The sequence below is a fragment of the Geopseudomonas sagittaria genome (genome assembly GCF_900115715.1).
GTDB classification, from domain to species: domain Bacteria; phylum Pseudomonadota; class Gammaproteobacteria; order Pseudomonadales; family Pseudomonadaceae; genus Geopseudomonas; species Geopseudomonas sagittaria.
In genome coordinates this window covers 252,321-278,328 of the sequence record NZ_FOXM01000001.1, presented here as the reverse complement: position 1 = coordinate 278,328, position 26,008 = coordinate 252,321, and the positions used below count along the sequence as shown (strand labels likewise).

33 protein-coding genes are annotated in these 26,008 nt (G+C 67.7%); 3 read left to right on the top strand and 30 right to left on the bottom strand.

Annotated elements, in window-relative coordinates:
* Positions 1 to 2: 2 nt before the first annotated feature.
* Together BM297_RS01415 and yjeH are read right to left on the bottom strand one after the other, a co-directional pair.
* Positions 3 to 1,331, bottom strand: coding sequence for a TAXI family TRAP transporter solute-binding subunit (locus BM297_RS01415; protein ID WP_092427563.1), 1,329 nt, complete (start codon positions 1,329 to 1,331; stop codon positions 3 to 5).
* A gap of 69 nt (positions 1,332 to 1,400) precedes the next feature.
* Positions 1,401 to 2,654, bottom strand: a complete 1,254-nt coding sequence (yjeH, locus tag BM297_RS01410; protein WP_092427561.1) for an L-methionine/branched-chain amino acid transporter — start codon at positions 2,652 to 2,654, stop codon at positions 1,401 to 1,403.
* A 135-nt stretch (positions 2,655 to 2,789) separates the two neighbouring features.
* Here yjeH and BM297_RS01405 point away from each other — a divergent pair, with 135 nt between their 5' ends.
* Complete coding sequence (locus BM297_RS01405) at positions 2,790 to 3,209, top strand: Lrp/AsnC family transcriptional regulator (RefSeq protein ID WP_092427559.1); 420 nt, start codon at positions 2,790 to 2,792, stop codon at positions 3,207 to 3,209.
* A gap of 3 nt (positions 3,210 to 3,212) precedes the next feature.
* Here the strand turns inward: BM297_RS01405 and BM297_RS01400 are convergent, their stop codons facing one another.
* The 10 genes from BM297_RS01400 to BM297_RS01355 all read right to left on the bottom strand — a co-directional run bounded on the left by BM297_RS01400 (position 3,213) and on the right by BM297_RS01355 (position 13,621).
* Positions 3,213 to 3,800, bottom strand: coding sequence for an IMPACT family protein (locus BM297_RS01400; RefSeq protein WP_092427557.1), 588 nt, complete (start codon positions 3,798 to 3,800; stop codon positions 3,213 to 3,215).
* A 4-nt stretch (positions 3,801 to 3,804) separates the two neighbouring features.
* A complete protein-coding gene (rlmF, locus tag BM297_RS01395) occupies positions 3,805 to 4,830 on the bottom strand; it encodes a 23S rRNA (adenine(1618)-N(6))-methyltransferase RlmF (protein ID WP_092427555.1) in 1,026 nt (341 codons plus the stop codon).
* Positions 4,831 to 5,026: 196 nt separating this feature from the next.
* Positions 5,027 to 5,887, bottom strand: a complete 861-nt coding sequence (locus BM297_RS01390) for an SPFH domain-containing protein (protein ID WP_092427553.1) — start codon at positions 5,885 to 5,887, stop codon at positions 5,027 to 5,029.
* 25 nt (positions 5,888 to 5,912) lie between these two features.
* Positions 5,913 to 6,356, bottom strand: a complete 444-nt coding sequence (locus BM297_RS01385; protein ID WP_092427551.1) for an NfeD family protein — start codon at positions 6,354 to 6,356, stop codon at positions 5,913 to 5,915.
* A 98-nt stretch (positions 6,357 to 6,454) separates the two neighbouring features.
* Complete coding sequence (locus BM297_RS01380) at positions 6,455 to 6,751, bottom strand: winged helix-turn-helix domain-containing protein (protein ID WP_092427549.1); 297 nt, start codon at positions 6,749 to 6,751, stop codon at positions 6,455 to 6,457.
* Between the two features lie 15 nt (positions 6,752 to 6,766).
* Positions 6,767 to 8,125, bottom strand: coding sequence for a sodium:proton antiporter NhaD (gene nhaD, locus BM297_RS01375; RefSeq protein ID WP_092427547.1), 1,359 nt, complete (start codon positions 8,123 to 8,125; stop codon positions 6,767 to 6,769).
* Between the two features lie 169 nt (positions 8,126 to 8,294).
* Positions 8,295 to 11,126 (bottom strand): valine--tRNA ligase, encoded by a 2,832-nt coding sequence (locus tag BM297_RS01370; protein ID WP_092427545.1) that lies wholly within the window; start codon positions 11,124 to 11,126, stop codon positions 8,295 to 8,297.
* Positions 11,127 to 11,235: 109 nt separating this feature from the next.
* Complete coding sequence (locus BM297_RS01365) at positions 11,236 to 11,658, bottom strand: hypothetical protein (RefSeq protein ID WP_092427543.1); 423 nt, start codon at positions 11,656 to 11,658, stop codon at positions 11,236 to 11,238.
* Positions 11,659 to 11,673: 15 nt separating this feature from the next.
* A complete protein-coding gene (locus BM297_RS01360) occupies positions 11,674 to 12,093 on the bottom strand; it encodes a DNA polymerase III subunit chi (RefSeq protein ID WP_092427541.1) in 420 nt (139 codons plus the stop codon).
* A gap of 40 nt (positions 12,094 to 12,133) precedes the next feature.
* Entirely contained in the window at positions 12,134 to 13,621 is a 1,488-nt protein-coding gene (locus tag BM297_RS01355; RefSeq protein WP_092427539.1) for a leucyl aminopeptidase, read from the bottom strand.
* A gap of 149 nt (positions 13,622 to 13,770) precedes the next feature.
* Between BM297_RS01355 and lptF the strand changes: the two genes are divergently transcribed.
* Positions 13,771 to 14,898: an LPS export ABC transporter permease LptF gene (lptF, locus tag BM297_RS01350; RefSeq protein ID WP_092427537.1), complete on the top strand. Its 1,128-nt coding sequence runs from the start codon at positions 13,771 to 13,773 to the stop codon at positions 14,896 to 14,898.
* A complete protein-coding gene (gene lptG / locus BM297_RS01345) occupies positions 14,885 to 15,946 on the top strand; it encodes an LPS export ABC transporter permease LptG (protein ID WP_092427535.1) in 1,062 nt (353 codons plus the stop codon). The genes lptF and lptG overlap by 14 nt, the downstream gene beginning before the upstream one ends.
* 54 nt (positions 15,947 to 16,000) lie before the next feature.
* Here lptG and BM297_RS01340 read toward each other — a convergent pair whose 3' ends face one another.
* From BM297_RS01340 to BM297_RS01255, 18 genes are all read right to left on the bottom strand, one after another.
* Positions 16,001 to 17,431 carry a hypothetical protein gene (locus BM297_RS01340; protein ID WP_139230999.1) on the bottom strand — a complete coding sequence of 477 codons (1,431 nt, stop codon included), beginning with the start codon at positions 17,429 to 17,431 and terminating at the stop codon, positions 16,001 to 16,003.
* 112 nt (positions 17,432 to 17,543) lie between these two features.
* Positions 17,544 to 18,038 (bottom strand): RDD family protein, encoded by a 495-nt coding sequence (locus BM297_RS01335; RefSeq protein WP_092427903.1) that lies wholly within the window; start codon positions 18,036 to 18,038, stop codon positions 17,544 to 17,546.
* A 364-nt stretch (positions 18,039 to 18,402) separates the two neighbouring features.
* Positions 18,403 to 18,729 (bottom strand): hypothetical protein, encoded by a 327-nt coding sequence (locus tag BM297_RS01330; protein ID WP_092427531.1) that lies wholly within the window; start codon positions 18,727 to 18,729, stop codon positions 18,403 to 18,405.
* A 103-nt stretch (positions 18,730 to 18,832) separates the two neighbouring features.
* Positions 18,833 to 19,012 (bottom strand): hypothetical protein, encoded by a 180-nt coding sequence (locus BM297_RS01325; protein ID WP_092427529.1) that lies wholly within the window; start codon positions 19,010 to 19,012, stop codon positions 18,833 to 18,835.
* Positions 19,013 to 19,016: 4 nt separating this feature from the next.
* Positions 19,017 to 19,379 carry a hypothetical protein gene (locus BM297_RS01320; protein WP_092427527.1) on the bottom strand — a complete coding sequence of 121 codons (363 nt, stop codon included), beginning with the start codon at positions 19,377 to 19,379 and terminating at the stop codon, positions 19,017 to 19,019.
* A gap of 13 nt (positions 19,380 to 19,392) precedes the next feature.
* Complete coding sequence (locus BM297_RS01315) at positions 19,393 to 20,313, bottom strand: hypothetical protein (RefSeq protein WP_092427525.1); 921 nt, start codon at positions 20,311 to 20,313, stop codon at positions 19,393 to 19,395.
* Between the two features lie 229 nt (positions 20,314 to 20,542).
* On the bottom strand, positions 20,543 to 21,001 hold the full coding sequence (locus tag BM297_RS01310; RefSeq protein WP_092427523.1) for a hypothetical protein: 459 nt from the start codon (positions 20,999 to 21,001) through the stop codon (positions 20,543 to 20,545).
* Positions 21,002 to 21,143: 142 nt separating this feature from the next.
* Positions 21,144 to 21,434 carry a hypothetical protein gene (locus BM297_RS01305; protein WP_092427521.1) on the bottom strand — a complete coding sequence of 97 codons (291 nt, stop codon included), beginning with the start codon at positions 21,432 to 21,434 and terminating at the stop codon, positions 21,144 to 21,146.
* Positions 21,434 to 22,666, bottom strand: a complete 1,233-nt coding sequence (locus tag BM297_RS01300; RefSeq protein ID WP_092427519.1) for an AAA family ATPase — start codon at positions 22,664 to 22,666, stop codon at positions 21,434 to 21,436. The genes BM297_RS01305 and BM297_RS01300 overlap by 1 nt, the downstream gene beginning before the upstream one ends.
* Entirely contained in the window at positions 22,663 to 23,049 is a 387-nt protein-coding gene (locus tag BM297_RS01295; protein WP_092427517.1) for a virulence-associated protein E, read from the bottom strand. The genes BM297_RS01300 and BM297_RS01295 overlap by 4 nt, the downstream gene beginning before the upstream one ends.
* Positions 23,046 to 23,264, bottom strand: coding sequence for a hypothetical protein (locus BM297_RS01290; RefSeq protein WP_092427515.1), 219 nt, complete (start codon positions 23,262 to 23,264; stop codon positions 23,046 to 23,048). The genes BM297_RS01295 and BM297_RS01290 overlap by 4 nt, the downstream gene beginning before the upstream one ends.
* Positions 23,255 to 23,497 carry a hypothetical protein gene (locus tag BM297_RS01285; RefSeq protein WP_092427513.1) on the bottom strand — a complete coding sequence of 81 codons (243 nt, stop codon included), beginning with the start codon at positions 23,495 to 23,497 and terminating at the stop codon, positions 23,255 to 23,257. Before BM297_RS01285 ends, BM297_RS01290 begins: the two co-directional genes overlap by 10 nt.
* Before the next feature lie 3 nt (positions 23,498 to 23,500).
* Positions 23,501 to 23,758: a hypothetical protein gene (locus tag BM297_RS01280; RefSeq protein ID WP_092427511.1), complete on the bottom strand. Its 258-nt coding sequence runs from the start codon at positions 23,756 to 23,758 to the stop codon at positions 23,501 to 23,503.
* Complete coding sequence (locus tag BM297_RS01275) at positions 23,755 to 24,087, bottom strand: hypothetical protein (RefSeq protein ID WP_175526575.1); 333 nt, start codon at positions 24,085 to 24,087, stop codon at positions 23,755 to 23,757. Before BM297_RS01275 ends, BM297_RS01280 begins: the two co-directional genes overlap by 4 nt.
* A complete protein-coding gene (locus BM297_RS21755; RefSeq protein WP_092427510.1) occupies positions 24,084 to 24,401 on the bottom strand; it encodes a hypothetical protein in 318 nt (105 codons plus the stop codon). Before BM297_RS21755 ends, BM297_RS01275 begins: the two co-directional genes overlap by 4 nt.
* Positions 24,402 to 24,688: 287 nt before the next feature.
* Positions 24,689 to 25,039: a hypothetical protein gene (locus BM297_RS01265; RefSeq protein ID WP_092427509.1), complete on the bottom strand. Its 351-nt coding sequence runs from the start codon at positions 25,037 to 25,039 to the stop codon at positions 24,689 to 24,691.
* Position 25,040: 1 nt separating this feature from the next.
* Complete coding sequence (locus BM297_RS01260; protein WP_092427508.1) at positions 25,041 to 25,301, bottom strand: helix-turn-helix transcriptional regulator; 261 nt, start codon at positions 25,299 to 25,301, stop codon at positions 25,041 to 25,043.
* A gap of 107 nt (positions 25,302 to 25,408) precedes the next feature.
* Positions 25,409 to 26,002 (bottom strand): hypothetical protein, encoded by a 594-nt coding sequence (locus BM297_RS01255; protein WP_139230997.1) that lies wholly within the window; start codon positions 26,000 to 26,002, stop codon positions 25,409 to 25,411.
* Positions 26,003 to 26,008: the final 6 nt, after the last annotated feature.

Here is a 26,008-nt window from a genome sequence, read left to right as displayed (position 1 = left end):
GGCTACTCGGCGCTGCGTCGCTGCTGCAGCGCCTGCAGGCGCTCGATCACGTAGCGCAGGTGCAGGTGCAGCTGGTACAGCTCGTTGGAGTAGGCCAGCGGCACCTCGACCCGCGCCAGCTGTTCCTCGAGGCTTTCCAGATGGTCGATTTCCGCGTCCAGCCGCGCCGGCAGGGTGCCGGCGTCGAGCTGGCGGTCGATCTCGCGCAGGTACTTGTACCAGCGGTAGATGCGCGCGCGGATGCGCCAGCGGTACAGCGGGCCGACCGCCTTGAGCAGCGGGATCAGCACCACCAGCAGCGGAATCACCAGGATGATGTAGCGGTCGGCCAGCGAGGCGATGCGAAACGGCAGGAAGCGCTGCAGCAGCGGCAGGCCGTTGCTGTAGAAGTAGGCGGCTTCGTCGAGCAGCGCGAAGGTGGCCGGCTCGGCGCTGGGGTAGGCGCCGGGGGCGTCGAGCAGGCTGCCGCGACTGGTCACCTCGCGGGCGGCGGCGAGCAGCAGCGGGGTCAGAGCCGGGTGGAAACCGTCGTTGACCACCAGCGAGGCGGCCGGCGCCAGGGTGACCATGTCGTGCTGCGGGCTGTTGTTGGCCAGGTCGAGCAGGCCTTCGCCCACCGCGATGGCGCGCACGAAGGGCATGCGCGCCTGGTAGGCGGCGGCGCGGCGGAAGTTCACCAGAGTCAGTTCGGGCGCGGCGGCGAGGCGCTGGATCAGCGCATTTTCCGCCGGGCCGATGAAGAAGGCCGCATCCAGCTCGCCGGCCAGCAGGGCGTCGGCCGTCTTGCTGCCGGCGCGCGCCTGCCAGTGGCTCGGGTACTGCTCGGGGGCGATGCCGTTGGCGGCGAGCATCGCGGCGCTCACTGCGGCGGTGCCGCTGCCCGCCGAGCCAAAGGCCAGGCGCAGCGCCAGCAGGTCGCGCAGGCCGTCGATGTGCAGCTCCCGGCGCTGGAACAGCCACAGCGGCTCCTGGTACACCGCGCCGAGGCTGTGCAGGCGGGCGCGCTCGGCCTCGTTCAGCTGCAGTTCGAGGCCGCTCTGCACCAGACCGATCTGCACGCCGCTGTTGTCGTCGAGCAGGCGGGCGAGGTTTTCGCGGGCGCCGCTGCTGGGCACCAGCTCCAGTTCGAAGCCTTCCTTGGCCAGCTCGTCCCTGAGCCGCTCGGCGAAGACGGCATAACCGCCGCCATCGAAGCCGCTGCTCATGCGCAGCTGCATCGGCGGCGGCGGGGCGACGAAGTAGAACAGCGCGCTGCCCAGCGCAGCCAGCACCGGCACCAGCCAGAGGTTGGCGCGCAGCATGATCGACAGGTCCTGCAGCAGACGGCGCATGGGGATTCCTTTCGTGGCTCTGCCCGCAGCATAACCAAGGACGCTGCCGCGGGGACAGCGCGGAGCGGCTCAGGTCACCGCGGTGCGGCGGCGTCGACCGACGTCGAGCAGTGCGAGTAGCGCCAGCAGACCGAGTGCGTAGAGGGCATCCCGGCCCAGCATGACCAGTACCAGCGCGCAGAGCAGGCTGGCGACGGCGGCGACGATCCGCCAGCGGCCGCGGAGCAGCACGGCCCCGGCGGCCATGCTGAGCAGGTAGACCAGCACGAAGTTGCCGTTGGCGTAGCGGATCAGCGCGTCGGTGGACAGTTGCAGCAGCGCGGCGCCGATCGCGCACAGCGCGCAGGCCAGCACCACCAGCAGCAACGCGGTACTCGGCACGCCGTGGTGGTTGCGCCGCGCCAGGGCAGAAGGCAGCTTGCCCTCGTCGGCCAGGCTCCAGATCAGCCGGGCGAAGCCCTGCACGTAGACGTTCATCGAGGCGAAGCAGGCCAGGTAGCCGACCACCGCCACCAGCAGCTTGGCCTGCGGGCCGAGCAGCCGCTCCAGCAGCCAGGGCAGCGAGGTGGCGTTGCGCTGCGCATCGCCGTAGGCGTCGAAGCTCAGCACCGCCACCGAGCAGGCCCAGTACACCAGCCCTGCGAGCAGCACGCCGAGCAGCAGGGCCAGGGGGAAATCGCGGCGCGGGTTGCGGAACTCCTCGCCCAGGTGGGTGAAGGCCTCGATGCCGACGAAGCACCAGAACATCACCGCCAGCGCGGCCGGAATGCGCGACCAGTGCTCGCCCAGCGGCGGCAGCAGCGGGCGGTCGCTCAGCGGCAGGTCGCCGGCCCACCAGATCAGCGCCACGCTGGCGAGGATGGCCAGGGCGATCAGCCCCTGCACGATGCCGGAGGCGCGCGCCGGGCGCTGGCCGAGGGCCAGCATGGCGGCGAGGGTGGCCAGCTGGATGACGAGGATTTCGCCGCGACCGAGCGGCCACAGCGCCTGCCAGAAGCCGGTGGCGATCTGCAGCGCCGCCGGCAGGCCGACCGGCAGCACGGCGAGGAACATGAAGGCCACCAGTCGCTCAAGGCGTGCGCCGAAGGCGCGGCCGATCAGGTGCGGCGCGCCGCCGGCGTGGGGGAAGCGCTTGCCCAGCTGGGCGAAGGTGAAGGCCACCGGCAGCACCAGCACGATGAGGATCAGCCAGGCCCACAGCGAGGCCGCTCCGGCCGCCGTGGCGGCCAGCGCCGGCACGGCGAAGATGCCGGTGCCGAGCAGCGAGGTGCTGAGCAGGGCGATGCCCTGCAGCAGGCCCAACTCCTTGTTCAGACGACTCATGGGGTATGCTCGCAGCCCTTGGGAGATGGCGCCATGTTAGGCCTGCGCGCGCCTGTGCGCCGCTGGCGAACCGCCGTGTTTGCCCGGCAGATTGCCGCCATTGCCAGTCAAACTGCCTGTTGTCGAGATACCCGCATGGACAAGTTCGATCGCCAGATCATCGCCCTGCTGCGCGAGGATGCGCGCATCCCCATCAGCCAGATTGCCCGCGTGGTCAATCTGTCGCGCTCGGCGGTAGGCGAGCGGGTGCGCCAGCTGGAGCAGAGCGGGGTGATCCGCGGCTATCACGCCCAGGTGAGCGACCCGGCCGGCGCGGGGGTCAAGGCCTATCTCGAACTGTTCTACAAGGACAGCCGCTGCCTGGAATACGTCGAGCGCCTGCGCGGCTTCGCCGAGGTGCGCCAGTGCTGCGGGATCAGCGGCGAGACCGACATGCTCGTGCTGGTCGAGGCGCCGAACATGGCCCGGCTCAGCGAGGTGCGCGCCGAGATCGAGCGCTTCCCCGGCATCCAGCGGATCAAGACCCACGTGGTGGTGCAGGAATGGGCGATGTGAGGCTCACTCGAGCGGGACCAGGCGCAGCTGCCCGCGGCTGAGGTCGGCGAGCTGGCGGCCAAGCACTTCCAGCTGCCCGGCCGGCAGCGCCAGGTGCAGCAGGGCGCCGCTGGCGTCGAAGTCTTCCCGTTCGATGGCCACCTGCCAATCGTCCAGGCGCGCCTTGACCCGCGCCAGCTCGGCGAACGGCACGTGGCAGCGCGCCTGGATGCGGGCGACCAGCTCGACGCGCGCGCCGCCCTGCAGGCACTTGGCCGCGCTGCCACCGTAGGCGCGCGCCAGGCCGCCGGTGCCCAGCTGGATGCCGCCGTACCAGCGGATCACCAGCACCGCCACCTGGTCGCAGTCCTGGCCCTCGATGGCGGCGAGGATCGGCCGGCCGGCGGTGCCGCCCGGTTCGCCGTCGTCGCTGAAGCGGTACTGGGCGCCGCACTTCCACGCCCAGCAGTTGTGCGAGGCGGTGCGATCGCTGTGCCCTTCGATGAACGCCTGCGCCTCGGCCGCGGTGGTGATGGGTGCGGCGAGGGCGAGGAAGCGGCTCTTGCGGATTTCCTCGCGGTACTCGGCGGGCGCGCGCAGGGTGAAGGGCATGCCCTCAGTCCTGGGCGGCGCCGCGGCGCTGGTGCCAGGCGGCGCGCTGCTCGGCGCTGTGGAAGCTCCAGGCGACGAAGCGGCTCTGCTTCTGGCCCTGACTCATGCTCACCGTGCGCACCTCGGCGGCGCCGCTCTTGTGCAGCGCGCGCTCGATCTGCTCCAGGTTGCCGCCCTTGGACACCAGGCTGGTGAACCACAGCACCTGCTGCGCCACTTCGCGGCTCTCGGTGATCATCCGGCGAATGAAGGCGATCTCGCCGCCTTCGCACCACAGCTCGCTGGACTGGCCGCCGAAGTTGAGCAGCGGCAGCTTGCGCTTGGGGTCGAGCTTGCCGAGGTTCTTCCACTTGCGCTGGCTGCCCTGGGTGGCTTCCTCCGCCGAGCTGTGGAACGGCGGGTTGCACAGGCTGAGGTCGAAGCGCTCCTCGGCCTGCAGCAGGCCGTGGAAGATGTGTTTAGCATCGATCTGCTGGCGCAGCTCGATGGCGCGCTGCAGGCCGTTGGCCTGGACGATGGTGCGGGCGGCGGCCAGTGCGGTGGCGTCGATCTCCGAACCGAGGAAGCGCCAACCGTACTCGCGCTGGCCGAGCAGCGGGTAGATGCAGTTGGCGCCGCTGCCGACGTCGAGCACGCGCACCTGCGCGCCGCGCGGAATCTCCCCGCCGCAATCGGTGGCCAACAGGTCGGCGAGGGCGTGGATGTAGTCGGCGCGGCCGGGAATCGGCGGGCACAGGTAGCCCGGCGGGATGTCCCAGTGTTCGATGCCGTAGAACTGCTTGAGCAGCGCGCGGTTGAACACCTTGACCGCCTCGGGATTGGCGAAGTCGATGCTTTCCTTGCCGTACGGATTGATCACCACGAACTGCGCCAGCTCCGGGCTGCCGGCGATCAGCGCGGGGAAGTCGTAGCGCCCCTGGTGGCGGTTGCGCGGGTGCAGTTCACCCTTGCTGGCCGGTGCGCGCGGCTGGGCGGCGGCAGCGGCGGTTTTGGGACGGGGGCGGGCAGGGCGTTTCGGCGGCTGGGACATGGCGGCTGCGTCGGACGGAAAGCCGGGCATTTTCCCATAGCGGGGCGGCAGGTGGGTGGTTTTGTGGTCTTGTAGGGCGGGTCAGGCCGCAGGCCGTAACCCGCCAACCGGCCGTCAGGCCGGCAAGGGGATGCCTTCCGGCATCCTTGGTGGGTTACGCCGCTGCGCGGCTAACCCACCCTACGGGAGCGCCGACTCAGCGCCCGCCCAGCTTGCCGAGCATGCCGCGCAGGGTTTCCTGCAGGTCGGCGGGCATCAGCACGATCTTGGCGTTGTTGCTCTCGCCGAGCTTTTCCAGCGAGGTGATGTACTTCTCGCCGAGCAGGTACATCATCGGTCCGGGTTCGTTGCCGACCGCGCTGGTGACCCGGCGGATCGCCTCGGCCGAGGCCTCGGCGAGCATCACCTGGGCACTGGCGTCGCGCTTGGCCGACTCCAGGCGCGCCTCGGCCTCGAGGATGGCCGCCTGCTTGGCGCCTTCGGCCTTGGTCACCACCGCCTTGCGTTCGCGCTCGGCGGCGGCCTGCAGTTCCATCGCCCCCTGCATGGACAGCGACGGCTTGATGTCCTGGATCTCCACCGACTTGACGGTCAGGCCCCAGTCCACCGCCTCGTCGGCGATGCTCTCGCGCAGGCGTGCCTTGATCCGGTCGCGCGAGGACAGCGCCTCGTCCAGCTCCATCTCGCCGACGATCGAGCGCAGGGTGGTCATGATCAGGTTGCGGATCGCCTCGGAGAAGTCGGTGATGCCGTACACCGCCTTGACCGGATCGGTGACCTTGATGAAGGCGATGGCGTTGGTGACGATCACCGCGTTGTCGCGGGTGATCACCTCCTGTTCCTGTACGTCGAGGATGATGTCCTTGGTCACCAGCTTGTAGGCGACCTTGTCCAGGTAGGGGATGAGGATGTTGAGACCCGGCCGCAGGGTACTGTGGTACTTGCCGAGGCGCTCGACGACCCACTCCTCGCCCTGGGCGACCAGGCGCACGCCCTGGGCGATGGTGATGACGACGAACACCAGCAGGGCGATGGTGATGGCTAGTCCTGCACTCATGTACTGCTCCTTGAAATCAGATGGGTCAGGCCTTGGCGACCTTCAGATAGCTGCCTTCGATGGACACCACGCGGACCCGCTCGCCGGCGGCGATCTCCGCCTCGGCGACGCAGGCCCACTCCTCGGCACCGAGGATCGGTCGCTGGAAGCGTACCTTGCCGCGGGCGAAGGGCGCCACGGCGCCGACCAGCAGGCCGACTTCGCCGATCACCTCGCCGTCGGCGGTCCCCACCAGGGTGCGGTGGCGCAGCGGGCTGAACACGCGGAACCACAGCACCACCATGGCCAGCGAGGCGAGGGTCCATAGCAGCAGTTGCGTGGTCAGCGACAGCTCGCCGGCGACCAGCAGCACGCCGGCCACCAGCAGGGCGCCGAGGCCGAACCAGATCACGAAGAACGCCGGGATCGCCAGCTCCAGCAGGATCAGCAGGATGCCGCCGATCGCCCAGTACCACCACTCGATTGTCATTGTGCCCCCTTGGCGTGTTGTCTCCGCGCCTGTGCCGGCACGGGCTGGAGCAAGGGTATCGCAGAACGACGCAGCGGGCTGCGACTGCCCGCATGCGCTCAGGGGTAGCCCAGCACGGCGCGGATCTGTGGCAGATGGGCAGCGACCCAATCCCGGTCGATCGCGCCCCAGTCGCGGATCACGTAGCTGCCGGCGTTGTTGCGCTCGCCGGACTCCTGGACGAACGCACAGTCGATATCCAGCTCGGCCAGCGCCGCCAGGGTGTCCTGGGCGGTGCGCCGCGGCATGCCGGTGGCCGCCATCAGTGCCGGTACGCTGCTGGCGGTGCCGCTGTCGATCAGCCAGGCCACGTACAGGCGGCGGTAGAAGCTGGTGCGGGTCTTGCTGACTTCCATGTGTCGTCTCCGCGGTCAGGCCAGGGCCAGCAGGCCCATGTAGGTGGCGGCGCCGGCGCTGTAGCCGAGGAAGGCCAGCAGGCTGACGCGCTTTAGGTACCAGACGAAGCTGATCTTCTCCATGCCCATCGCCGCCACGCCGGCCGCCGAGCCGATGATCAGGCTGCTTCCGCCGGTGCCGGCGCAGTAGGCGAGCATTTCCCAGAAGGTGCCGTCGGCGACGAACAGGCCGAGCCAGGCGCTGTCCGCGGGACTGGCGGCGGCCACCGCCGCGGGGCTGGCCAGCGGGTACATCTTCATCGCACCGGCGACCAGCGGCACGTTGTCGACCACCGCGGAAAGCAGGCCGATGGCGTAGTTGATGGCGTAGACGTTGCCCAGCGCCTCGCGCAGCAGGGTGGCGACCTGGGTCAGGTGGCCGGCGGTGGCCAGGCTGGAGACGGCGAGCAGGATGCCGAGGAAGAACAGCACGCTGGGGGTGTCGACCTTGCGCAGCACGCCGACCACCGACAGCGGGTGCTTGTCCTCGGCGTTCTTGCCGCGGTGGATCACTTCGGTGGCGACCCACAGCACGCCGAGGCCGAACAGGATGCCCATGTACGGCGGCAGGTGGGTGACGGTCTTGAACACCGGCACGAACAGCAGCGAGCCGAGGCCCAGCACCAGCACCAGGTTGCGCTCGAAGTCCGAGGTGGGGCAGCGTTGCTCCTCGCCCAGGTGGGTACGCAGACGCGGGCGCGGCGCCTCGCCCTTGAGGCGGAAGCTGAGCACCAGCAGCGGCACCAGCAGGCACACCAGGCTGGGCAGGAACAGTCCGCTGATCACCCCGGTGGCGCTGATCTGGTTGCCGATCCACAGCATGGTGGTGGTCACGTCGCCGATCGGCGACCAGGCGCCGCCGGCGTTGGCGGCGATCACCACCACGCCGACGTACATCCAGCGTTCCGGCCGGCCGCGCACCAGCTTGCGCAGCAGCGAGACCATGACGATGGTGGTGGTCAGGTTGTCCAGCACCGCGGAGAGGAAGAAGGTGATGAAGCCGACGATCCACAACAGGTGCACGCGCTTGCGGGTCTGGATGCGGTCGGTGATGGCGCGAAAGCCTTCGTGGGAGTCGATCAGCTCGACGATGGTCATCGCGCCGAGCAGGAAGAACAGGATCTCGGAAATCTCGCCCAGATGGTGGCGCAGTTTGACGACCACGCCGTGGCCGGCCTCCGCCGCCGGCAGGATGCTGCCTTCACCCAGCACCAGCACGGTCCAGCACAGTACGGCGGTGAGGATGGCCGAGGCGGCCTTGTCGATTTTCAGCGGGTGTTCGAGGGCGATGCACAGGTAACCGACAACGAAGATCAGGGCCATCCAGGCGTACATGGGCGGGCTTCCGGTTGGGTCAGTGGACGGATTATTGTTTTCAAGTGTTTCAACTGGCGGGCGAGCATGCCCGATCTCGGGGGCGACTGAAAAGCGCTGCGCTGTCGCAGCGCGCAGAAAAAAGGCCCGCCACCTTGCGGTGACGGGCCTCGGGCCTGGCGGCGGCGGTTTACAGCGCGGCGATGCGCGCGCGCTGCTCGGCCAGCTTGGCCAGCGCCTGCTCGGCCTCGGCCAGCTTGGCACGCTCCTTCTCCAGCACCGCTTCCGGCGCCTTGGCGACGAAGCCTTCGTTGGCCAGCTTGCCGCCGACGCGCTGGACCTCGCCCTCCAGGCGCTGCAGCTCCTTGTCGAGGCGCGCCAGCTCGGCGTCCTTGTCGATCAGCCCGGCCATCGGCACCAGCACCTGCATCTCGCCGACCAGCGCAGTGGCGGCCAGCGGCGCTTCCTCGCCGGCGGCGAGCACGCGCACCGACTCCAGCTTGGCCAGCTTGGCCAGCAGCGGCTCGAAGGCGGCCAGGCGGCGCTGGTCCTCGGCACTGGCGTTGGCCAGCACCACGTCGATGCGCTTGGCCATGGAGATCTTCATCTCGCCGCGGATCTGCCGTACGCCGAGCATGAAGTCCTTGACCCAGGCGATGTCGGCCTCGGCCGCCGCGTCGATGCGCGCCTCATTGGCCACCGGCCAGGGCTGCAGCATCAGGGTCGGGCCGCTCTTGCCGGCCAGGGCCTTGATGCGCTGCCAGATTTCCTCGGTGATGAACGGCATGAACGGGTGGGCCAGGCGCAGGATGACCTCCAGCACGCGCACCAGGGTGCGGCGGGTGCCGCGCTGGCGCTCGACGCTGGCGGTTTCGTCCCACAGCACCGGCTTGACCAGCTCGAGGTACCAGGCGCAGTACTCGTCCCAGACGAACTCGTAGAGCGACTGGGCGGCCAGGTCGAAGCGGAACTGGTCGAGGTGGCGGGTGACGTCCTGCACGCAGCGCTGCAGGGCGGAGATGATCCAGCGATCCACCGGCGACAGCTCGACGGGTTCGTCGCCCGCGCCGCAGTCCTGGCCGTCGGTGTTCTCCAGCACGAAGTTGGTGGCGTTCCACAGCTTGTTGCAGAAGTTGCGGTAGCCCTCGACGCGGCCCATGTCGAACTTGATGTCGCGGCCGGTGGAGGCCAGCGAGCAGAAGGTGAAGCGCAGGGCGTCGGTGCCGTAGCTGGCGATGCCCTCGGGGAACTCGGCGCGGGTCTGCTTGGCGATCTTCTCGGCCAGCTTGGGCTGCATCATGCCGCTGGTGCGCTTGGCCACCAGGGTTTCCAGGTCGATGCCGTCGACGATGTCCAGCGGGTCGAGCACGTTGCCCTTGGACTTGGACATCTTGTGGCCCTGGCTGTCGCGCACCAGGCCGTGGACGTAGACGGTCTTGAACGGGATCTGTCCGGTCAGGTGCAGGCTCATCATGATCATCCGGGCGACCCAGAAGAAGATGATGTCGAAGCCGGTGACCAGCACGTCGGTGGGGTGGAAGGTCTTCAGGAACTCGGTCTGCTCCGGCCAGCCGAGGGTGGAGAAGGTCCACAGGCCCGAGCTGAACCAGGTGTCCAGCACGTCGTCGTCCTGGCGCAGCGGCTGGTCGCCGAGGTTGTGCTTGGCGCGCACTTCGGCCTCGTCGCGGCCGACGTAGACGTTGCCGGCCTCGTCGTACCAGGCAGGGATGCGGTGGCCCCACCACAGCTGGCGGCTGATGCACCAGTCCTGGATGTCGCGCATCCAGCTGAAATACATGTTCTCGTACTGCTTGGGCACGAACTGGATGGAGCCGTCCTCCACGGCGGCGATGGCCTTCTCGGCCAGCGGCTTGGTGGAGACGTACCACTGGTCGGTCAGCCACGGCTCGATCACGGTGCCGGAGCGGTCGCCCTTGGGCACCTTGAGGGCGTGCTCGTCGATCTTCTCCAGCAGGCCCAGCTCGTCGAAGGCGGCGACGATCCGCTTGCGCGCCTCGAAGCGGTCGAGGCCGGCGAACTGCGCCGGCAGGCGGGCGTCGAACGCGGCGTTGACGCTGCCGTCGAGGTTGAACACCTGGGCGCTGGCGAGGATCGCCGCGTCCTTGTCGAGGATGTTGATCAGCGGCAGCTGGTGGCGCTTGCCGACTTCGTAGTCGTTGAAGTCGTGGGCCGGGGTGATCTTCACGCAGCCGGTGCCGAACTCGGGGTCGCAGTAGTCGTCGCCGATGATCGGGATGCGCCGGCCGACCAGCGGCAGCTCGACGAACTTGCCGATCAGCGCCTGGTAGCGCGGATCTTGCGGGTTCACCGCCACGGCCGAGTCGCCGAGCATGGTTTCCGGGCGGGTGGTTGCGACGATCAGGTAGTCGAGGCCCTCGGCGGTCTTCGCGCCGTCAGCCAGCGGGTAGCGCAGGTTCCACAGGCTGCCCTTCTCGTCGTGGTTCTCCACCTCGAGGTCGGAAATCGCGGTGTGCAGCTTGGTGTCCCAGTTGACCAGGCGCTTGCCGCGGTAGATCAGGCCGTCCTCGTGCAGGCGCACGAAGGCTTCCTTGACCGCCTCGGAGAGGCCCTCGTCCATGGTGAAGCGCTCGCGCGACCAGTCCACCGAGGAGCCGAGGCGGCGGATCTGCCGGGTGATGGTGCCGCCGGACTCTTCCTTCCACTCCCAGACCTTTTCCAGGAACTTGTCACGGCCGAGATCGTGGCGCGACAGGTTCTGCGCCGCCAGCTGGCGCTCCACCACCATCTGGGTGGCGATGCCGGCGTGGTCGGTGCCCGGCTGCCACAGGGTGTTGCGGCCCTGCATGCGGCGGAAGCGGATCAGCGCGTCCATGATCGCGTTGTTGAAGCCGTGGCCCATGTGCAGGCTGCCGGTGACGTTGGGCGGCGGCAGGGCGATGGTGTAGGACTCGCCGGAACCTTGCGGCGCGAAGTAGTTCTTCGCCTCCCACTCGGCGTACCAGCGGGATTCGATTTCGTGGGGTTGGTAGGTCTTGTCCATGCGCGGCGGGACCCTTGCGGCAGCTGATCGGAAAACCGCGAAGTATAACGGGGATCGGCGCTGCGGCGTAGGTCGGGTGGTCGCGTCGTGTTGTGTCGCGTGCCGGGCTTCAGCGCCTTCCGGCGCGCAGCAGGCTGGCCAGGTGGTCTTCCAGACGGCGATGCAGCTCGGCCTCGATCTGCAGCATGTAGTCGTCGATCACTTCCTGCATGATCAGCTCGGCGGCGGCGTGCAGTTCGCGCTCGATCTGCGCCAGGGGCATGGCGGCGTCGCTGGCGCTGGCGGCCGAAGCGGCCGGTGCCGATGCCGGCGCTGCGGGCGGGGCCGGAGGCATGGCTGGCGGGCTGGCCGGCACCTGCTCGCTGAGCAGCGGCACGGCGTCCGCCGGCTCGGAGAGCAGCGGCTCCCGGAGCAACGGCTCCCGCAGCAGCGGAATGGCCGGCTCGCCGACCGTCTCGGTCAGCAGCGGCAGCTCGTCACTGGCCCAGTCGGGCAGGTGGGCGGGGTGCGGTGGAAGCGGGGGAGTGTCCATCGGCGGCTCGCGGCATCACAGGTGCAGGTGCTGGGGAGCATAGCCCCGTTCGCGGTAGAAGCGGTAACTGCTGCGCAGGGCGTCGCGGGTCTGCGGGTCCTGGTTGACCACCTCGGCGATGCGCGCGAAGCGCTCGAAGAACGGCGGCACCGTGCTGGCCAGGTTGATCAGCAGGCTCTGCTCGCCGCCGGCGTCCGCGCCCCAGGCGAGCAGCAGCGGGGTGTCGTTGCCGCTCTCGGCCAGCTGGTGCGGCACGAAGCTGGCGGCGCTGAAACTCCACAGCCGCTCGTCAAGCGCCGCGCACTGCGCCGCGTCCTGGCAGTTCAGGTAGATGCGGTGCCCCTCGCGCCAGGCCTTGGCGGCCAGCCGGCAGGCGTAGGTCAGCCGCGCGCCGGCGTCGCTGCCCTGGAGGATGTAGAAGTCGATGCGTTTCATCGCGCGGCTCCGGCCGGCGCGGGCGCCGGCCGGACAGGCCTCACTTGCAGCGTTCGAGCAGGTACTGGGTCAGCAGCGGCACCGGGCGGCCGGTGGCGCCTTTCTCCTTGCCGCCGCTGATCCAGGCGGTGCCGGCGATGTCCAGGTGCGCCCAGTGGAACTTCTTGGCGAAGCGCGACAGGAAGCAGGCGGCGGTGATGGTGCCGGCCTTGGGGCCGCCGATGTTGGCGATGTCGGCGAACGGGCTGTCCAGCTGCTCCTGGTACTCGTCGAACAGCGGCAGCTGCCAGGCGCGGTCGCCGGCGTGCTCGCCGGCCTTGAGGATCTGCTTGATCAGCGCGTCGTTGTTGCCGAGCAGGCCGGAGGTGTGGCTGCCGAGGGCGACGATGCAGGCGCCGGTTAGGGTGGCGATGTCGATCACCGCCTGCGGCTTGAAGCGCTCGGCGTAGGTCAGGGCATCGCACAGCACCAGACGGCCTTCGGCGTCGGTGTTGAGGATCTCCACGGTCTGCCCGCTCATGGTGGTGACGATGTCGCCGGGGCGGGTGGCGCCGCCGCTGGGCATGTTCTCGGCGCAGGCCAAGAGGCCCACCACGTTGATCGGCAGCTCCATCTCGACCAGGGCGCGGAAGGTGCCGAGCACGCTGGCGGCGCCGCACATGTCGTACTTCATCTCGTCCATGCCGGCGCCCGGCTTGAGGCTGATGCCGCCGGTGTCGAAGGTGATGCCCTTGCCGACCAGCACCTGGGGTTGTGCGTCCTGCTTGCCGCCCTGGTAGTTGAGCACGATCAGCCGCGGCGGCTGGTCGCTGCCCTGGGCCACGGCGAGGAAGGCGCCCATGCCCAGTTCCTTGAGCTTCTTCTCGTTGAGCACCTCGACCTCGAGGTTCTTGTACTGCTTGGCCAGCGCCTTGGCCTCCTCGGCGAGGAAGCTCGGGTGGCACAGGTTCGGCGGCAGGTTGCCCAGATCGCGGGTCATGGCCATGCCGTTGGCGATGGCCTGGGCGTGGGCGGCGCCGCGCTCGGTTTCGGCGACCTCGGTTTCCTCGACCAGCAGGGTGATCTTCTTCAGCGCCGGCGCGTCGGCCTTCTCGCTCTTGAAGCGGTCGAACACGTAGCGACCGTCGGCCAGCACTTCCACCAGCAGGCGGGTACGCGCGTACAGGTCGCGGCCCTGCACCATCAGCTCGCCGAGGGTCAGTGCGGCGTCGCTGCCGCCCAGGGTCTTGAGCACGGCGAGGGTGGCGGAAACTACCTTGCGGTAGTTGCGGTCGGAGAGTTCACGTTCCTTGCCGCAGCCGACCAGCAGCACGCGCTCGGCCTTGGTCCCCGGCAGGTTGTGCAGCAGCAGGGTCTGGCCGGGCTTGCCGGCCAGGTCGCCGCGCTTGAGCAGGGCGCTCAGCGCACCCTCGCTGGCGGCATCCACGGCGCGGGCGGCGGCGCCGAGCTTGCGACCCTCGCCCACGGCGAGCACCAGGGTGGCGGTTTTCAGGGTTTCCGGACGAGCGCTCTTGACGAGGAATTGCATGGACGGGGGTCCCCAAGACAAACAGGCGGTATTGCAGGATAATGCCGGCCCACTTTCATTCAACGGGCGTGACGCCTCTGCGGCCGGCGCGACAGGCGGCTAGTTTGAGCGCTGCCGCCCGAGCCTGACAACCCTGGAGTAGTCCCGGCTTGATCATCTTCCGTTATTTGTCCCGCGAAGTGCTGGTGACCCTCAGTGCGGTGAGTGCCGTGCTGCTGGTGATCATCATGAGCGGGCGCTTCATCAAGTACCTGGCGCAGGCCGCCCAGGGTCTGCTCGACCCCGGGGTGCTGTTCATGATCATGGGGCTGCGCCTGCCGGGCTTCCTGCAGCTGATCCTGCCGCTGGGCCTGTTCCTCGGCATCCTGCTGGCCTACGGGCGCCTGTATCTCGAGTCGGAGATGAGCGTGCTGTCGGCCGCCGGCATGAGCCGCCAGCGCCTGCTGGCCTACACCCTCGCGCCGGCGGCGCTGGTGGCGCTGCTGGTCGGCTGGCTGAGCCTCGGCCTGGCGCCGCAGGGGGTGACCCGCGTCGAGCAGATCCTCAACAGCCAGGACGCCCTCACCGAGTTCGACACCCTGGCACCGGGGCGCTTCCAGTCGCTGAAGAGCGGCGGCCGGGTGACCTACACAGAGGCGCTGTCCGAGGACCGCAGCGAATTGTCCGGGGTGTTCATCTCCGAGCTGCAGCTGTCGCGCGCCGGCGACAAGCAGCGCGGCATCAGCGTGCTGGTCGCCGAGTCCGGCCGCCAGGAGATCCGTGCCGACGGCAGCCGCTACCTGATTCTCGAGAACGGCTACCGCTACGACGGCAAGCCCGGCCAGGCCGACTATCGGGCGATCCGCTACGACCGCTACGGCGTGCTGCTGCCCAAGCCGGAAGTGGCCGGCGAGCTGAACGAACGCGAGGGCATCCCCACCGCCAACCTGTTCGGCAGCGACAATCCGCGCCACCAGGCCGAGCTGCAGTGGCGGCTGTCGCTGCCGCTGCTGGTGTTCGTGGTCACCGTGCTGGCGGTGCCGCTGGCACGGGTCAACCCGCGCCAGGGGCGTTTCCTCAAGCTGCTGCCGGCGATCCTCCTGTACATGACCTACCTGGCCCTGCTGATCGCCATGCGCGGCCAGCTGGAAAAGGGCCGCCTGCCGCTGGCGCTCGGTCTGTGGTGGGTGCACGGGCTGTTCCTCGGCATCGGCCTGCTGCTGCTCTACTGGGAGCCGCTGCGCTTGAAATGGGCGGCCCGCAATGCCGCGAAGGAGGCCGTCCGTGGTCAGGCTTGATCGTTACATCGGCAGCAGCGTGCTGCTGAGCATCCTCGCCGTGCTCGGGGTGATCGTCGGCCTGGCCCTGCTGTTCGCCTTCATCGACGAGCTGGGCGACCTCGAGGCCGGCTACGGCGTGGCCGAGGCGGCGCGCTACATCGCCCTGACCATCCCGACGCGGATCCACGAGCTGCTGCCGATGGCGGCGCTGATCGGCTGCCTGATCGGCCTCGGCACTCTGGCCAGCAGCAGCGAGCTGACCATCATGCGTGCCGCCGGGGTGTCGCTGGGGCGCATCGTCTGGGCGGTGATGAAGCCGCTGCTGGCGCTGATGCTGGCCGGCGTGCTGATCGGCGAGTACGTCTCGCCGTGGACGGAAAACCTCGCGCAGAGCGGCCGCTCGCTGGCCCAGGGCGGCGGCGAGGCGCAGAGCACCAAGCGCGGCCTGTGGCATCGCCAGGGCCAGGAGTTCGTGCACATCAACTCGGTGCAGCCCAGCGGCGTGCTGCTCGGGGTGACCCGCTACCGCTTCGACGCCGAGCGCGTGCTGCTCAGTTCCAGCTTCGCCCGCCGCGCCCGCTACCAGGACGATCACTGGCAGCTGGAGGAGGTCGCCACCACCTTCCTGCACGCCGACCGCAGCGAAGTGGTCAAGGCGCCCAGCGAGCGCTGGGATGTCGAGCTGACCCCGCAGCTGCTCGGCACCGTGGTGCTGGAGCCGGAGGCGTTGTCGATGACCGGTCTGTGGCGCTACATCCACTACCTCGGCGAGCAGGGCCTCAGCAACAGTCGCTACTGGCTGGCGTTCTGGACCAAGGCGCTGCAGCCGCTGGTCACCGCGACCCTGGTGCTGCTGGCGATTTCCTTCATCTTCGGCCCGCTGCGCTCGGTGACCCTCGGCCAACGGGTATTCACCGGCGTGCTGGTGGGCTTCGTGTTCCGCATCGCCCAGGACCTGCTCGGCCCGTCCAGCCTGGTGTTCGGCTTCTCGCCGCTGCTCGCCGTGCTGGTGCCGGCGGCGATCTGCGCCCTGGCGGGCGTCTGGCTGCTGCGCCGCGCCGGCTGACGGCATCGTCCTCCGCGTTGCAATGAACAAGGCCGGCGCAATCGCCGGCCTTGTTCATTCTGGCGCTGCCGGTCGGGCAAGATAGCGGCCGAGCAGGTCCGGATCGTCGAGGTGCGCCTCGCCGATGAAGGCGCTGGCATGCCTTCCCCACTGGCGCATGGCGCCTGGCGAGACCACGCCCGACGGCCACAGCAGCCAGCGCTCCAGACGCTGGCTGCCGGGCACCAGGCCGCGGCGGTCGTACAGGCTGTGCTGGCCGTCGGGATGGGCGAGCTGGCGCAGGGCGTCGAGGTCTGCGAAGCGATAGCGACTGGCCGGCCGGGACGCGCGGCGCGCGTCGACCCACAGCAGGGCGTGATCGCCGCCGCGCAGCCACAGGGTGGCCGCCTGGCTGCCGGGCAGGCCCAGGCGGCGCGCCAGGCGCTGCTCCTCGCCAGCCGGCTGGCGGAACTGCAGCGGCGAGTCGGCGGGCAGGAACAGGGCATGCCAGCAGCCGCAGGGGTGGATGGCGTCGTAGAGCAGGGCATTGCCGTCGGCGTCGAGGGTCACCCGCCACAGCAGGCCGTCCAGGGCGCCGGCGTAGATGTCCAGCGGCCGGGCGCTCGGCCGTTCGCGGAACCAGAACTGGTAGATCAGCTGCAGGTGCCAGCCCCCCTCCAGCCGGCTCCAGCCGTGATGGCGATAGAGCACCGGGTCGTGGGCGTCGAAGCGCCGCTGGCCGTCGCGCGCGAAGCGCGGCGTGCCGAGCTGGTCGGCCGCGCTGCGCTGGGCGATGCGGATCTCCGGGGCGTGGCGGGCGAACAGGGCGGCCAGCTGCGCCGGCTCGGCCTGCGGCAGGCCGAGCGCATCCTCCCGCAGGCGGACTGGGGTCGCGGGCGCGGCGGCCAGCGGGCGATAGCTCAGCCAGCCGGCATGCTCCGCCGGGGCCTGCTGCGCCGCGGCCTCGCGCTGCCAGGCGGCGATGGCCCGGCGGTAGAAGGGCTTGACCAGCGGATAGAGGCCCAGGGCGCGGGCCCAGCGCCGGTAGTCAGAGGGCACCTGGGCGGCGCGCACGACCTGCCGGAAGGACTCGGGATCCCGGCTCGAACGCTCGACCTGTTGCTGCCGGCAGTGTTCCAGGCGCGCGGGCTCGGGAAGGTGGCGACGCCGGCCGGGCGGCAGGTTGGCGCGCTCGATGGCGCTGGCCTCGCGGTCGTGTGCCGCCAGGCGCTGCAGCCACAGGCGGCGCGCCGCCGGGGTGCGGGCGTGAGCGCCGAGCGCGGCGAGCACGCGGTCGCTGCGCAGGCCGGGAAAATCGTCGAGAAGATGGTACTGGGCATCGCGGCTCGTCGCGGTGGCGGCGTGCTGCGTGGCGAAGGTCGCGGCGCAGGCGGCGTCGGGCGTCGGCCCGCGGGTCGCGCAGGCCCCCAGCACGAGCAAGCCCAGCGCGACCGGCAAGGCGCGGGTCGCGACACGGTTAAGCCCCCAGCCTTGCGCTGCGTTCATGCCGGCGCCTCGGATGGCCTGGCGCCGCGTGGGGACAGAATCACCGGGGCGGGCAGGCAGTGACGGGTCTGCCTGCTCAGTCTAGCGCTTGCCGCTCAGGCGGCCGTGCTGTTCAGCGCTTGGGCTTCTTCGGCAGCTGGACCACCACGCTTTCCGAGTAGCGGTCGTGCCAGGTGCGCTGCTCCTTGTCCCACAGCATCCACAGGTAGCCGAGGCCGAAGCACAGCCAGGAGCCGATGGCGATGAAGAAGCGCAGCAGCGCCTGCCACAGGTCGATGGCGCTGCCGTCCCTGTTCTGGATGCGGATGCCCCACACCTGCATGCCCAGGGTCTGCCCGCTGTGGGTCCAGAACTTGGCGAAGAAGGCGAACAGGCAGACCAGCAGCAGGCTGGCGAGGATCGGGTCGCGATCCAGGCCGCCGGCGTCGGCCAGCGCCTTGAGCTGCTCGGCGCCGTAGATCAGGCGCAGGATGCCCTGCTGGTAGAGCAGGGTGACCACCATCAGCAGCGCCGTGCACAGCAGGAAGTCGTAGAACATCGCCGCCAGACGGCGGACGAGCCCGGCGGGAGGGAAATCGCCCTGCGGGCGCAGCTGGTGTCGGGACATGGCGGCCTCGCTTGAAAAAGTGACCGGCATGAAAAAACCCGCCTGAGCGGGTTTGTTCATTGCTTGGTGCTCGAAAGGGACTCGAACACCAGTGAAAAAACCCCGGAAATACTGGCTTTGCGGGCGGTGGCGGTTTCTCGATGCCCCCAAAAATGCCCCCAAAACGAAAAGTACCCCCGTCGATGGGGGCGGATTGTGCCCTATTCGTGCCAACCAATCCCAGTCTTTACCGCTTGTCGGGTGAAGGTCGGCGGGTGGCTTCTGGTGGCACCAGCAGGAGAATTGATTTTGCGGATCACACAGATATCGATCGGCGCGGCGACCATGTCCCCGCATAGCCCCCAGGGCGAGAAAGGACCCAAGATTACGCGCCCTTGACCAGCAGGGCGCCACGGCGCACCAGGTCTTCACGTGATCCCGGAACGCAGCGTGCCACCCTACGGGGGCGCATGCGGTCGGCGTGCTCGGCGTCGGCGTGCTCGACCAGGGCGCCACGGAAGAACGCGGTGCGCGTCTTGATGTTGTCGCCGTCGCGGCGCAACTCGGCGAGCAGGTCGGTAAGCTCTGGGGACAGTGGCTGCCGCTTGATGATCGTCTTCAGCATCTGGGCATCACGAAGGAGCTTGGCGGCTACCTCCTCGATGTCGGCCTGTACGGCGTACAGCGTGGAAAGCGTGTCGTTGGTGTTCATTCGTGACCCTCGGAAAAGGTGCCCGACTCCGGGAGCGAATCCAGAGCCGGGCGGCACAGCACCCCCTTTGAACCAAACCGCCAGGGGGCGAGGCGGCATTCTGTCAGCCGGCCCGGCTGGTAATCCCGAGCCCGGCGGCGATGGCACGGGCGGCGATCTTGGTTTTCGAGGCTGCAACGCCGGTCTTCTGCGCGAAGTCGCGGTGTTCTTTCTCTAGGGCGGCGGCGGTCTGCTCATCAAGGCAGACGGTGATTCGGTACTGGTCTTTCGTCTTGGTGGTCATTGGCCTACTTCCTCCCGTAACCGCTTTCGTAGTGCGTCCGGCTGTACCTGTTCGCGTAGGTGACGCGCGTCCCTTGCTGCTCGGCGTCAAGGTTGCGGTACCGCTGGCGAACGCTGGCGGCGATGAACTGGTGGGCGCGGGCCAGTTGCCCAGGACTCAACTCGGGCCACAGGGCGGCCAGGTGCCGGGCGTCTTCCTCGGCGCTGTGAATCCAGCCGCCACGGTGGCCGGCGACCTGTACCACGGCGCGAATATCGCCTTCCTCGCCGTGCGGTCTGAGGATGATGTGCGCGGCCTCGATGGCGGTGGCCACCTCTGCCGGAAGCTCGTTGCTCGGTTTGCGCTTGAACAGGTCGAAAATTCGCATGGTGGCCTCCAGGTCAGCCGCGCACGAAGAAGTAGCCCGCGTCCGGCACCAGCGGTTGCAGGTTCACGAAGCAGGTGAGCGACAAATCACCCTCAACGCTTCGGCGATCAGCAATCAGGGTCACGTCCTCATGAACGGCCACAGCGGCGCGCATCCAGGTGCCGACGATGGTCGGGGCGACTTCCATGCACAACTCGGCGGCCATGCCATCCACGAACAGCTCACCCTGTTGAGCGGCAGCACCTGTGCCGGCACTGCCGACGATTGCGCGCAGGTCGGCGAACTGGCAGCCCTTGGCAGCGGCAGCGCCCAGGGAGAACGCGGCGGGAGTGGTTGCTACGATGGCGGCCAGCAGGGCGGCGTCAGCGGAGCGGGCGATACCGGCGATGATGGAATGTTCCAGCTCGGCGGACAGGAAGCCCAGCCCGTACTCGCGCTGCTGCGCGCGGGTCATGTTCACCCGGAATGAGTAGGTCGGCATGGTGGAGAGGTCGACGGCGGCGCGACTGATCGGCCACGCGGCATCCGTCACTTCGGCGCCATCGGCCAGCAGCGCAAACTGTGCCGGCTTCACCACGTCGAATCGGTAATCACGGGTGTAAAACGCCGGGAGCGTCGACTCTCCAGCAGGCGCCGCCGGGGCGCGGTCGATGACGATGATTTGAGCGCCGGCCTTGCCGGTGACGCTGTGGGAAAGCATGGCGGCGGCCAGGGTGCTTACCTTGCCGGCTTCGGTACCGTACGGCAGGTACAGGCCGCCATCAACGCCAGGGTTCAGGGTCGGCGCCTGCTCATGAAGCATGCTCAGCCCAGTTGCCTCGGCGGCGCGCTTCATGGTGCGGGCGTGCGGCTCGGTAGCGCCCACGGCGATGTGATCTTGGTAGCCGACTGCCTGCCCGGCGTCGGTCAACAGCTGGTGGAGTTTGCTGGTCATTCAAAGTGCCCGTTTCTGTTGTCGATGCGGGCAGTTTGATGGCGTGCGATGTGCTGAGCTTCTGGCGGGATTTCCGAGCACTTATGCAGGGTTGAGACTGTTTGGAAGTCTGGTAGGCGATTTTCGGAGGCACGCAGGTGCCAATCGCCGTGGATGCTATCCACCCACAAGGTGCCCCCATCGACGGAGTACCTTTGATTTCGCGGCGGCAGGGGTCATGCCGGGCTCACTACCCTTGTCGTGTAGTGCCCGCGACAGGATCAGGAACCCACGCATCCCACGGGCCAGGGGGATACTCGAGGATGTTCTTGATTTGGCTCGGGCTCATGCAGAAAAGCGCGGCGGCCTCTGTGATCGCGGCGCCTTCATCGTGAACCACGTAACGAACCGCCTTTTTTCGTGCGGCCTTGTACAGCCCGATACAGCTTGCAGGAAAAAGCATCTCGCCGCCGAACTTCTCAATCAGGCGCCCGGCATGCTCCTGGCCAAGGATCGCCACAAGCTTGCAACCCGGCCTGATCGACTTCGGCACGTACAGAATCGGCACCCGCCGGACACGCCCAGGGTATCGATGGTCGCGCTTTTCAACGGTGGGCAGCTGGCTTATCAGACCCAGCGCCCCGTACACGCCCAGGACTTCGCCCAGCTCCCTAATGCTCAGCGGCAATCTTTCCGTGCTCTTGCTCATCCGTACCCCGGCGCTCTTTCGATGGCTCGACCAAGATACCAAACGCGGGTAGAAAACATGCACGCTTGGTGCCATGAAAAATGCTCCAGTTTTGGATCATCCTGAAAAGAAAAAGCCCGGTGGTTAACCGGGCTTGAGGTGGTCACTCGATAGCGGCGCCAGGCCATATCCCCCTGACGTGTTCCAGCGCTTCGGCGTGGGTGCATGGCTCGCCGATCATCCGGCGCTTTCCGTATCCGGGTATGGACACGTCCCAGGCAGCACGGCGCGTCTCGCCGTCGTTTGCCGCCAGTTCGGCCAGCAGCTCAAGGCGGTGCAATTTGATGAACTGGCGGATTGGTTCGGTGACGCTAGAGCGAGGGGAAATGATGATCCGTTCCCCCCTGACTCTGGCCGACAATCCGTGCTCTCTCAGGTAGTCGATTGCGGCCATCAGAACACCTCAGCGTCTGCTTCGTCGAAGTCCTCGGCGGCATCCACTCGTGCCCCTTTTTCCAACTCGTGCCCTTTTTTCTCACTCGTGCCCACGCCTAGGGATGGGCACGAGTAAGGTTTCGAGGGCACGAGTAAGGTTTCGTCGGTTTCTTGGGGCAGCGACCAGTAAGACTTCACGTCCTTTTTGCTGCCTGTCCGAGCTACCACAACAGCCAATTTTTCCCTTGCTCGGCGTATCTGCTTTTCGGTGTAGCCGTTGCTTTTCATCAGGGACTTGGCGTTGTTGCTTTCCAGCGGGTTGTCCTTGAGGATGCGGTAAAGGCAGTCGCTAGGATCATCGCCGTCTGGCTGCTCGTCACCCTCGACCCGCTCCACGTCGGCCAGGATCTCCCGTGCGCTACCCTCGATCCGTTCGCCCCACAGCACGCGAGTGGTAGTGATGTTTTCGCGGACAGTACATTCCTCGATTGAGTAGGAGCACCCGCCAGAGTCATCGGCAATATTCGACTTGGCGCGAGCCAGCACCCGAAGGTCGGAGTCTTCCTGTTTTGCTGCTACCAGGACGGTGCGAGCCAGCGCGCCGAACGCCTGCGATCCGAGAACACGCTCGGCGGGGTTGCTGCCTGCTGAGCCCTTCGAGAAGTGGGTGATGCCCAGGACGGCGCAGTCGTAACGCTCGGCCAGATCAACCAGCCCTTGAAGTGCCCGGCGAACATCGTTTGCGCGGTGCATGTCACCAGCGACGGCGGAGACGATGGGGTCGATCATGATCAGGCCAACATCCCCGATACGCTCCAGCTCGGCGGCCAGCAGATCAATATCCTTTGCCGGGTCGAATGGCTCGACTTCGCCAAGCCCGTTGACGCGACCTTGCAGGATGTAAACCTTGCTCAGATCGGCGCCGGAGGCGATGAGGCGCGGCACGATGGTGTCGGCGGCGTCATCCTCGCTTGACCAGATGATGACGCTCCTACGCTCGCGGTAGATCTCGCCGTCAGGCCAGCGACCGCCACAAGTCATGGTTGCCGCAAGTCCGATGGTGAGGGTGGTTTTCCCGGTGCCACCAGCGCCGGCAAGGATGGTCAGCTTGCCCAGGGCCAGCCAGCCGGGCCAAGCCCAGTGGATGGCAGTCGGCGTGATGCTGGTCGCTTGAACCGCGTTTGCGCGCCACACGTCCTTGGCGGCAGCTTCGGCCCACTCCCTCTTGAAGCTCTCGATCTTGGCGCTCATACGGCTACCCCTAACCGGCGCTTTGCCGTCTCGTAGCGATCTCGGTCGGCAGCAGACAGCTGCCTGCCCTGGCGCAGATGCTCCACTGCGATGCTGATAACAGTCGCCTCCAGCTCCCGCGCGGCCTTGCTCGGGCCGCTGCTTACAGGGCGCATGCTGCTGCCTGGGAACAGGTCGCGGATGGTCAGGCCGATGGCGGCGGCGATGCTCTCGGTGTCGCAGCCGGCCCAGCAGTGCAACAGAACCTTGCCGTCCTCGGCTTCGCGGATGCTCAGGCTTGGGTCGCGGTCATCGTGAGCCGGGCAGCAGGCTTTCCACTTGCCGGCGCCAGCAGCCTTCACCTTGTCGAGTCGCTGAAGTACCACGTCGATTGGTGCGCTCATGCTGTACCCCTTGGCGGCTCGAACCGCTCCAACACGTCGCCCAGGGCGCAGGTGGTCGCGCGCAGCACCTCGGCGCGCTGGTGGTCTGGCTCGCTGTCGCAGAGGGCAACCAGGTCGGAGAGGACGGCCAGCAGCAGGAAATTGCTTGCGCTGTCGATATGGGCCGGCTCGCTGCGGATGATGTGCCTGTCAGGATCGAAGGGAATTACAGGCATGGCATTGCCTCCAGGGCTTCAAGGCGGGAGACAAGAGCCACGGCTAGACGCTCGGCGGCGAGCAGCCAAGCATCCATGTCTGCCGAGGTAGTCGGGCCAGCAGCGGTAGCGCGGTGGAGCGCCTGCGCGGCCTCGCGGATCAGCTCCAGGTGGTTAGGTGTCAGCAGGTCGGCGCATTTCTCCGGGCAAGCCGGGGCCGTCGCCGCCAGCTGGCAGCGTTGAAAATCGGACATGGGTTAGGCCCTCAGCTGTGCGAGGCGCTGGCGCGCGTTGGCGTGGTCTTGCGCCAGCATGGCGCCGGCATCACCGGCAAAGCCGGCCTCCTCGATGTGGAGCGCGGCAGCAGGGAAAACAGCGGTGATGCGCTCCAGGGCCTCGGACGCTTCGGCCTCAGTGGTGAACGGGCCGCACACTCCGTAGGGGTAGCGCGGCTGGTCGCTGTGCTGGACGTAGTGGTACAGGGAGAAACCGCCAGCGATGGTGAAGGCGATCATTGCGCACCTCCTTTGCGCTGGGCGGTCTTGCCGGCAGCGGCCAGCGCCTTGTCCAGATCTTCGGCGACACGCTGCGCCTCGGTCTGGTGACCGTGCTCGAACAGCTGGCGCAGCATGGCCAGCTCTCCACGCACAGCCCACAGGGCATTGCTCACGATGTGATCGGCCAGACGCTCGGCGCCCGTGCCGTCGAACTGGCCGGACAGCAGCACAACCACGGCGTCCGCACGGCTCAGGGCGCAGTCGATAGCGTCAATCGGGTAGCCGGGCGGCACGTCGCCGGGGACGCGCAGCACGTCTTCCGGGGTGGAGTAGGTGCGGCAGGTCATTGCGCACCCCCTTGGGCTTCCAGAGCCGCCAGGGCGCGGACGTGGCGCAGATGGTCGCGCAGGTTCAGCGAGTCGATACGCACCGGGCGGCCAGATTGGATCCAGGCCAGGGCGGTGCGCGGGTCGCGGGTGCTGGTGGTGCTGTCGTGCTCTGCGGTGGCCTCCAGACTGCGCGCCACGCTCATGTGGTGGTTGTAACGCTTGAGACGGACGGACAGGGAGGAGTCGGCGCGCAGGGCGGCCAGGGCCATTGCGCGGTGCGCTGCTGCGCGGTCTTGGAGTGAGGACGGATTGCTGGCGGGGTCGTGCTTCATGGGTACAGCTCCTTTTGCTGAGGAGCCGCCACTACCTGCTACCAAACAGGATTGGGTGGCGACTGTGTGCAGGTTGGTAGACCGGGGCAAAAGGAACCCGGCAGGGCCGAAGCCCTCCCACACACAGCCACCATAGAGCGTTGCTGTAGGCGTAAAAAAACGCCTCGCAATGGACTTGGGGCGCTTGTGCGCCTTTTGCTTGATCGGGCTACCAAACCCGGACACGGGATTGACCGTGACAGGCGCAGAGTAGCGCCTGTGGGTGCGCTTGGCAAGGCTCGGGCGGATCATGCAGCAGCCCTCTTGCTCGGCGTGCTCAGCAGCGCCAGCACTTTTCGGGCCTTGTCGTACTCGCTGACCGGCAGGCTGTAGCGGGTGACGTAGCAGGGCTTGCCCCAGCTGTTCGGAACTTTCTCAGGTAGGCGCTTGAAGATCAGGCCGTGACGGTTGGCCAGCACCGCAACGGTGGATGGAAGGCAGTGGTCGCCCAGGCGCTCGGCCTCGAAGCGGTTGACGCTGGCGCCGGCCAGCAGGTGCTTCAGCAGGCGAGCAATCTTGCTGGGGGCTTCCTCGCTGCCGGTGCTAGAATTGCCGTGCGCGCGGCTGCTCAGTTCTACGGAACGGGTGGCCGTTTTCATTTCAGGCGGCCTCCCCGCGACTCTCGGCGATGCGCGCCTCACACCAGGCTAGGATCTCGGATTCAATCCATACGGCGGACTTCGGGCCAAGCATGACCTGCACGGGGAAGGTGCCGGCAGCGATTCGACGGTAAATCTCCGACGTGCTCAGGGTGGTCAGGCTGCGGACTTCGGCCAGCTTGATGAAGCGGCGCGGCTGCTCGCTGGTTGGTGCTGCGGCAGGCTCGGGTTGCTTGCGGATGGGGTGGGCTGTGCGTGCCATCGTATGCGCCTCCTCGGGCGTTGTTGGGAACGATGGCAGTAATGGTGGTTGGCTGTTGTGGTGAGAAAAACTCCCCCGGCCGTACGGAAAAGGGGTTATCCGTGCGCTCAGGATGTTTTCGGGCGGCGACCAGGCTTGCGGGCATAGTCTGGAGCGGTGGGCTTGATCCACTCCTTGATGCGCTCATTCTTTGGTAACTCCTCGAATCCTTCGCGCCTCAAAATGTCTTCGACCTGTTCGGCCATCGAGGAGATGTGGAACTCCTGCGCGCTGTCCGCTCCCCATAGTTCGGTGGCGATGTCTCGGGCTCGCTCAATGGCGGCGGACTTTGCGGCGTTATGCTTCACCAATGGGCGCAGGGTGGCTGATTGCCGGTCATGCTCAGCAAGTGAGTTCCAGGACAAGAGAACATTGCTTGCCGCTAGGAGCTCGAAGGCTGCGGTAAGAATGCGAGACGCGCACTGTGGGAACTCCTTTGAGAGCTGGTCGATTTCACCAATGGCGCGCAGCATGAATGAGATGGCGGCATCCTCACTTCCCTTTCCAGCGGCGTGCGCTGCTGCGGCTGCTGCCAGGCGAAGCAGATCATTCCTAGATACCCCTCTGAGGGCGATCTCAGACATGTCAGGTGGGAGCCGCTTTTTTGCGATACGCAGCTTTTCCGAATGCGATGTGCAAACCCCGTCGTTTTTCTCACTCACGCGATA